7 protein-coding genes are annotated in these 7,614 nt (G+C 71.9%); 3 read left to right on the forward strand and 4 right to left on the reverse strand.

All coding sequences use genetic code 11. From position 1 onward, the window contains the following. Window positions 1-80: 80 nt before the first annotated feature. On the reverse strand, window positions 81-1,904 hold the full coding sequence (locus AB0M20_RS17895; protein WP_364299385.1) for a long-chain fatty acid--CoA ligase: 1,824 nt from the start codon (window positions 1,902-1,904) through the stop codon (window positions 81-83). Between the two features lie 131 nt (window positions 1,905-2,035). On the opposite strand from AB0M20_RS17895, the gene AB0M20_RS17900 reads away from it, so the two are divergent. Both AB0M20_RS17900 and AB0M20_RS17905 read left to right on the forward strand, forming a co-directional pair. Next, the gene (locus AB0M20_RS17900) at window positions 2,036-2,701 is read left to right on the forward strand and encodes a class I SAM-dependent methyltransferase (RefSeq protein WP_364299388.1); all 666 of its coding nucleotides are present in this window, start codon (window positions 2,036-2,038) and stop codon (window positions 2,699-2,701) included. 80 nt (window positions 2,702-2,781) lie between these two features. Next, complete coding sequence (locus AB0M20_RS17905) at window positions 2,782-3,396, forward strand: PepSY domain-containing protein (RefSeq protein ID WP_364299390.1); 615 nt, start codon at window positions 2,782-2,784, stop codon at window positions 3,394-3,396. 342 nt (window positions 3,397-3,738) lie between these two features. Here AB0M20_RS17905 and AB0M20_RS17910 read toward each other — a convergent pair whose 3' ends face one another. From AB0M20_RS17910 to AB0M20_RS17920, 3 genes are all read right to left on the reverse strand, one after another. After that, complete coding sequence (locus AB0M20_RS17910) at window positions 3,739-4,920, reverse strand: S8 family peptidase (RefSeq protein WP_364299392.1); 1,182 nt, start codon at window positions 4,918-4,920, stop codon at window positions 3,739-3,741. Window positions 4,921-5,005: 85 nt separating this feature from the next. Continuing rightward, the gene (locus tag AB0M20_RS17915) at window positions 5,006-6,253 is read right to left on the reverse strand and encodes a HAMP domain-containing sensor histidine kinase (RefSeq protein ID WP_364299394.1); all 1,248 of its coding nucleotides are present in this window, start codon (window positions 6,251-6,253) and stop codon (window positions 5,006-5,008) included. Then, window positions 6,250-6,936: a response regulator transcription factor gene (locus AB0M20_RS17920; protein ID WP_364299396.1), complete on the reverse strand. Its 687-nt coding sequence runs from the start codon at window positions 6,934-6,936 to the stop codon at window positions 6,250-6,252. Before AB0M20_RS17920 ends, AB0M20_RS17915 begins: the two co-directional genes overlap by 4 nt. 101 nt (window positions 6,937-7,037) lie before the next feature. Here AB0M20_RS17920 and AB0M20_RS17925 point away from each other — a divergent pair, with 101 nt between their 5' ends. Beyond that, window positions 7,038-7,505 carry a hypothetical protein gene (locus tag AB0M20_RS17925; protein WP_364299398.1) on the forward strand — a complete coding sequence of 156 codons (468 nt, stop codon included), beginning with the start codon at window positions 7,038-7,040 and terminating at the stop codon, window positions 7,503-7,505. Window positions 7,506-7,614: the final 109 nt, after the last annotated feature.

Raw genomic sequence — 7,614 nt, forward strand, 5'->3', positions numbered from 1 at the left:
CCAACTGTGACGAGCACGGGGACACGTAACGACCGGCCCGGCGCGAGGGGGGTGCGCCGGGCCGGTCTGTTCATGGCGGGTCAGATCTTCTCGAGCGAGCCCTCGTACATCTTGTCGATCTGCTCGGCGAAGTTCTGCTCGACGTTCTTGCGCTTGATCTTCATCGACGGGGTGATCTCGCCCTGCTCGATGCTCAGGTCGCGTGGCAGGATCGCGAATTTCTTCACCGTCTCCCAGCGGTTGAGCTTGCCGTTCAGCTCCTCCACGTAGCCGGCCACCAGCTTCTCGGTCTCCGGGTGCGACACGATCTCGTCGTAGCTCTTGCCGTCCAGGGCGCCGCCCTGGGCCCAGCCCTTGATCGCGTCCTCGTCCAGGCTGATCAGCATCGTCACGAAGTTGCGGGACTGGCCGACCACGACCGCCTGCGACGTGTACGGGCACACCGCCTTGAACATGCCCTCGATGTTGCTCGGCGCGATGTACTTGCCGCCGGACGTCTTGACCAGGTCTTTCTTGCGGTCCGTGATGGCCAGGTACCCGTTGGCGTCGAGCTCGCCGATGTCGCCGGTGCGGAAGAAGCCGTCGTCGGTGAAAGCCTCCTCGGTCTCCTTCGGCAGGTTGTGGTAGCCGCGCATGACCGGCGCGCCGCGCAGCAGGATCTCGCCGTCGGTGTCGATCTTGCATTCCAGGTCGCCGAGCGCCTGGCCGACCGTGCCGATCTTGAGCTTGCCGGCCCGGTTCACGAAGTTCGCCGCGCTGGTCTCGGTCAGGCCGTAGCCCTCGTGGATGGGCAGATTGGCGGCCGCGAAGAACTCGGCGATGTCCCGGCTCAGCGGCGCCGAGCCGGAGACCAGCACCTGCAGCCGGCCGCCGAGGCGCTCCTGCAGCTTGCTGAAGACCAGCTTCTCCGCCAGCGCGTACTTCGCCTTGAGCAGGCCCGGCACCGGCCGGCCCGCCTGGTCCAGGCGTACCTTCTCCTTGCCGACGCCGACCGCCCAGCCGAAGATCTTCGCCTTCGCCCCACCGGCGCTCAGCGCCGTGGTGACCGACCGGTTGTAGACCTTCTCGAAGATGCGGGGCGCCGCGCACATCAGGGTCGGCTTGACCACCGAGAGCATCTCGACCAGCTTGTCCACCCGGCCGTCGATGTACGTCGGGACACCCACGTGCACGATGCCGCACAGCAGCGACTTGCCGAACGAGTGGGACAGCGGAAGCCAGAGGTAGTGCAGGTCGGTCGCCTTGAACAGGTCCACGTGCTCCTGCGCCACGCCCGACCAGATCCAGCCGCCGTGCAGCAGCTCGACACCCTTGGGCCGGCCCGTGGTGCCGGAGGTGTAGATCAGGGTCGCCACGTTCTCCGGACCGACCGTGTCGCAGACGTCCTCGATCAGCCCCGGCGTCTGGGCCAGCACGGCGTTGCCGCGCTCCTCGAGCTCGGCGAGGGTGAGCTGCGGCGGTTGGGCGTTCCCGTCGGCCGGGCCGTCGATCAGCACGACGTGGGTGACCGAGGTGGTCGCGCCGGAGATCTTCAGCGCCTGCTGCGGGTTCTCGGCGACCAGCACCTTCGACCCCGAGTCGCCGATGATGTACGCGGCGTCCTCCGGCTCGGTCGTCGGATAGACCGTCGTGGTGGCCCCGCCTGCGCAGTTGATCCCCAGGTCGACCAGCACCCACTCGAGCCGCGTGTTGGACAGGATCGACACCCTGTCCTCCAGCCCGACGCCGAGGTCCCGCAGCCCGGCCGCGATCGCCTTGGCCCGCGTGCCCACCTGCGCCCAGGTCAGCCACGTCATCCCCGTGTCGTCGGGGGTCGGCACCGCGAACGCCTTCCCGTTCGGGGTCGCGCTGATGCGCTGCAGGAACATGTCGGGGATCGACCGGTACGGGACGTCGAGAGCCACGGGGCGCCGCCTTTATAGCCGAGACTTGGGAAAACGTGAATTCGGTGTTACCGCAGGGTATTGCCCGGAAGACCCGAGGGCCAGAGACCCGACAATTCTATCCGTCCAGCGGCGGCCGGTAAGTTGCCGCCATGAGCGTCGCCGCCTACGACGAGATCGCCGATTGGTACGAACGCGAGTTCCTGTCCGCCCAGGCCGGCGCCGACCCGGTCGGCGTGCACGCAGCGCTGGACGAGATGCTCGGTGCGGGCTCGGGCATCTGCCTCGAGGTGGGGTGTGGCACGGGTACGCACGCGGCGCAGCTCCGCCGCCTGGGCTGGACCCCGGTCGGCATGGACCTGTCCGCGGGGATGCTCCGGCACGCGCGCGGCCGGCTGCCGATCGCCCGCGCCGACGTGACCCGGCTGCCGGTGCGGGACGCCTCGGTGCCGGCGGTGGTCGCGGTCATGGTGCACACCGACATTCCCGGCTATCCGGCGGTGCTGCGCGAGGCGGCCCGGGTGCTGCGGCCCGGCGGGGTTCTCGTACACGTCGGGGTGCATCCGTGCTTCTGCGGCGGTTTCGCCGACCGTACCGACCCGTCCGCGATCGTGATCCGGCCGGGATACCGCGACGGGCACTGGACCAAGGAGTCGTGGACCACCGCCGGGGTGCGGGCCAAGGTCGGGGCGTCGCACTGGCCGCTGACCGGGCTGTTCGGGATGTTCCGGGACGCGGGGCTCACCCCGGTCGCGTTCCACGAGGGCGGCGACGGCCCGACGCCGACTACATTCTCGGTGCGTTTAACCAGCTCTTAGGGGTCGCACAGCGCGGGCATAGGGCGGATCCGGCGACGGTGGGTGTCATCAAGAACGACATCCACCGGAGGTTGAGCACCATGAAGGTTCGCAGGATCACCGCCATCGCGGCGGGCGCCGTGACGGCTCTGGCGATCGGCGGCGCAGCCCTGGCCGCCGGCGGAGACGACGACCCGTCGGTGCCGCTGCTGCCCAACGGCGACGTGGCGAACGCCTCGCCGCGGCCGACGTTCTCGGCCTCGCCCTCGGCCTCGCCGTCCGCTTCGCCCTCGGATTCGCCGTCCGCTTCGGCTTCCGCGTCGGCCTCGCCCAGCGGGACCGCCACGACGAGCGTGCCGGCCCGGGCCGCGACCGGCATCAGCGTCGACCGGGCGCGGGCGATCGCGCTGCGCGCGGCGGGCGGGGGACGGGTCACCAAGGTCGAGCGGGAGACCGAGCACGGGCGCGCGGTCTACGAGATCGAGGTGTACGTGAAGGGCGTCGAGCACGACCTCCACGTCGACCGGGTGACCGGCGCGGTGACCCGGCACCGGGTCGACCGCGACGACCGCGACGGCCGCGACGGTAAGGGCGACAGCGGGCGCAGCGGCGGCTCCGACGACCGCGGCGGCGACGACCACGGGGGTCGCGGGCGCGGCTCGGACGACTCCGGTGGCGACGACCACGGTAGCGGCGGGCACGGCTCGGACGACTGATCGCAAGCGAGTAGTGGTAGCTCACATGGCAATCCGGGCACCGGATGGCCGGTTGGGCTACCACTTTGCGTCCCTGCGGGCGCAAGCGCTCGAGCGCTTGCCGCACTTGCGCCCGGCAGGCGGCGCCGCGAGCGCCGCGCTCGCGATCTTGCGGGGGCCCGCCGCCATCCCCCACCCCCGGCACTGGGTGGGTCTCAAGTTACGGGGCGGGTATGACAGTTTCCGGCGGGCATCCACAGGCGCGACCACGCGGCGCACGCCGGAACCCCGCTGACGGCCTCGACCGAACGGCAGAGCCCCGCCTGTGGAGGCGGGGCTCTGCTGTGCGCGTACCCGTATGGGTCAGCTCTGCGAAACCCAGAGCAAGCGGTTCGGTGAGCCGGAGCCCGCGTTGGTCACGACGCCGGTCGTGGCATTCGCGACCAGGCTGCCCTGCACCTGCGCCGGGGTCAGGTTCGGGCTGGCCGACAGGACCAGCGCCGCCGCACCCGCCACGTGCGGGGACGCCATCGACGTGCCGCTGATCGTGTTGACGGCGCTGTTGCTGCTGTACCAGGCCGACGTGATCGACGAGCCCGGCGCGAAGATGTCCAGGCAGGTGCCGTAGTTGGAGTACGACGACCGGGCGTCCGTGCTGGTCGTCGCGCCCACCGTGATCGCCGCGCCGACGCGGGCCGGCGAGCTGTTGCAGGCGTTGGCCGAGCTGTTGCCCGCGGCCAGCGCGTAGGTGACACCCGACGCGATCGAGTTTGCCACCGCGTTGTCGAGCGAGGAGCTGATGCCGCCGCCGAGGCTCATGTTGGCGACCGCCGGCCTGATCTTGTTGTTGGTGACCCAGTTGACGCCGGCGATGACGCCCGCCGTCGTGCCGCTGCCCTGGCAGTTCAGCACCCGCACCGCGACCAGCTGGACCGCCTTGGCGACGCCGTAGGTGGTGCCGCCGACCGTGCCGGCGACGTGCGTGCCGTGGCCGTTGCAGTCGTCCGCGGAGCCGCCGTCGACCGCGTCGTATCCGGAGGTGGCCCGGCCGCCGAACTGGGTGTGGGCGAACCTGATGCCGGTGTCGATGATGTAGGCGTGCACGTTCGAGGCCGTCCTCGGGTACGTGTACGTGGTGCTCAGCGGCCGGTTCCGCTGGTCGATCCGGTCGATGCCCCAGGTGGCGTTGGTCTGCGTGGCGAGCAGCGAGACGGTCTGGTTCTGCTCGACGTAGGCGACGTCGGGGTCGGCCGCCAGGCGCTTGGCCGCCGCCTCGCTCAGCCGCGCCTCGAAGCCGTTGAGCACCGTGCCGAAGCTGCGCGCGACGGTGCCGCCGAACTTGCCGGTCAAGCGGTCGCCGCCGGTCTTGCCGGCCTTGAGGACCACGATGTAGCTGCCCGGGACCGCGGTGGCCGAGCCGGCCATGCGGATCTGCCCGGTCGCGGGAGCGGCGACCGCGGGGGTGGCCGCGGCGGTGGTGACCGTCGCGGCGACGAGCAGGCTCACGGCGAGGGTGTGGCCGCGGCGGGGGTGTCTGATCGCCATTCTCTTCCTCTCTCGTACCTGCCGGTAGGGAGCAGTTGGAAAGAGCGTAAGGCGAAGAGGTTTACATATCTCTATATCGAAAGGGCTATAACGCGAGGTCCAGGCGCACCACCGCGCCGCCGTCGGGCCCCGTCCCGAGGTGCAGGGCGCCGCCGCCGGCCTCGGCCGCGCGCCGGGCGATGTCCATTCCGAGGCCGGTCGATCCGCCGCCCGAGCTTCCGCGCTCCAGCATGCCGCGGGCCGGGAAGCCCGGGCCGCCGTCCGCCACGGTCAGCACCGCGCCGCCGCCGGGCCGCGGCGCCAGCGTCACCGCGAACGGCGTGCCGTCCGGCGTGTGCGCGAAGACGTTGGCCAGCACGGCGTCCAGCGCCGCGGCGAGGTCGTCGGCGGACACCGCGACCGGCAGCGGGTGATCCGGCAACTCGCGGCGGACCTCGCGGTCGGTGTCCTCGGCGAGCACGGCCCAGAACGCCACCCGGTCCCGGACGACGGGCGTCGCGTCGCATCCGCCCGCCTTCTCCGCGCCGCGCCGCCGGGCCTGCTGGATCACCGCGGTGACCGAGCGTTCGATGCCGTCGGCGGCCGCCGCGATGCGGGCCGACTCCTCCGGGTCACGCAGCGTCTCGGCCTCCAGCCGCAGCGCGGTCAGCGGCGTGCGCAGCCGGTGCGACAGGTCGGCGACGTGCTCGGCCTCTTCCCGCAACAGGTCCTGGATGCGGCCGGCCAGGTGGTTGAGCGCGCCGGCCACCTCGCGCACCTCGGGTGGACCGGCGGGTGCGGCGCGGGCGTCCAGCTCGGCGCGGGCCAGGCGGTGGGAGACCGCGGACAGGTCCGCGATGGGGGCGACGAGGGTACGCGCCAAGCGGTCGGCCACCACCAGTCCGAGCAGCACCAGCGCCGCACCCAGCCCGGCCAGCACCAGCCACGCCTGGGTCGCGCCGCGGGTCAGCTCGTCGGCCGCCACGAAGGTCCGGACCACCGCCGTCCCGTTCCCGGTCACCACCGGCGTGACGATCTCGCGCCCGGTGGGCGTCTCCACCTGCAGCGCCGCATTGCGGATCTGGGCCAGCCGGACCGCGGGCGACGCCTCGACGGGTGCGCCAACCGACCGCCCGCCCGGCAGGAACACCGTCACCGGAAGGTCCTGGCCCTCGAGGGAGAGCTGGAGACCGTCGGTGCCGATCAGCGGCACGACGGTCTGGGTCACGATCGCGGCGCGGCGCAGCGCCCGGTCCTCGGCGACCTGACGCACCAGCAGGGCCACCGGCACCAGGAACGCTATCAGCACCAGCACCGTGGTCGCGGCGACCAGCAGGGTCAGCCGGCGCCTCACGACGGCTCGCTCAGCCGGATCCCGACGCCGCGCACGGTGTGCAGATAGCGCGGCTCCTGCGCGGTCTCGCCGAGCTTGCGGCGCAGCCAGGACAGGTGCACGTCGACGGTCTTGTCGGCGCCGCCGTAGGGCACCTGCCACACCTCGCTGAGCAGCTCTCGCTTGGTGACCACCTGGCCGGCGCGCTGCGCCAGGTGATGCAACAGGTCGAACTCCCGCGGCGTCAGGTCGAGCGCGACGCCGTCGAGCGAAGCGGTGCGGGCGCCGGCGTCCATGCGCAGGCCGCCGACCACGATCTCGGCCGGTTCCGTACGCTCACCGGCCGGCCCGCGCCGCAGCACCGCCCGCACCCGCGCGTCGAGCTGGGCCGCGGTGAACGGCTTGACCACGTAGTCGTCGGCGCCGGCGTCCAGCACCTTGACGATCTCCGCCTCGTCGTCCCGGGCGGTCGCCACGATCACCGGCACCGTGCTGACCGCCCGCAGCATCCGCAGCATCTCCTTGCCGTCCAGATCGGGCAGCCCGAGGTCGAGCACGACCAGGTCGGGCCGCTGCGCGAGAGCGGTCTGCAGGCCGTCCATCGCGGTGGGCGAGGATGCGACGGCGTGCCCGCGCTCGCGCAGCGCCCGCAGCAGATTGGTGCGGATGGCGGCGTCGTCCTCGATGAGCAGCAGGTGGGCCACGGCTGCACCGTAACGGGTCCGGGACCGCTCGTTGCGGCGCTTAACCCTCTCTTAGCGCGGCGCGGGCTCCGCCTTATCGTCCGGGCGGGCAGACTCGGTGCATGGCACGACGACTGATCATCACCGCCGGCTGGCTGGCCGCGGCCGTCCTGGCCGTGCTGGTCGGGCTGCTCGCGGTCAGCCTGATCGGCGACGGCCTGGTGTCGCCGGCGGCCAAGCCGCTGAGCCGGTCCGATGTGGCCCGCGAGCTGGCCGCCGAGCCCACGTCGACGCCCTCGCCCTCGCTGTCTCCCTCGCCGTCGCTATCGCCGTCTTTGTCGGCCTCGGCTCCGTCGGGCCCCGCGGTCTCCCGAACATTCCGGACGCGGGCCGGGACGGTCGTCGCCCGCTGCGACGGCGGCAGCGGGTCGATCACGCTGATGTCGCCGGGATCGGGCTTCACCGTGCACGAGCGGAACGGCTCGGAGGGGGAGTTCCGGGGCGTCAGCGACAACCACGACCGCGTGAAGGTCGACGTCTCCTGCGCCGATGGCCGCCCGGAGCTCGAGATCGAAAGCCGCGACGACTGACACGCGACGACCGACAATAGTGCCGTGGATCTGGTCATCAGTCCCGGCACCGAGAAGACGGCCGGTGTCTATCGCGCGCTGCGGGAGGCGATCGCGGACGGGCGCCTCC

Origin of the sequence: Actinoplanes sp. NPDC051633 (assembly GCF_040681735.1) — a bacterium.
Taxonomy (GTDB): Bacteria; Actinomycetota; Actinomycetes; order Mycobacteriales; family Micromonosporaceae; genus Actinoplanes.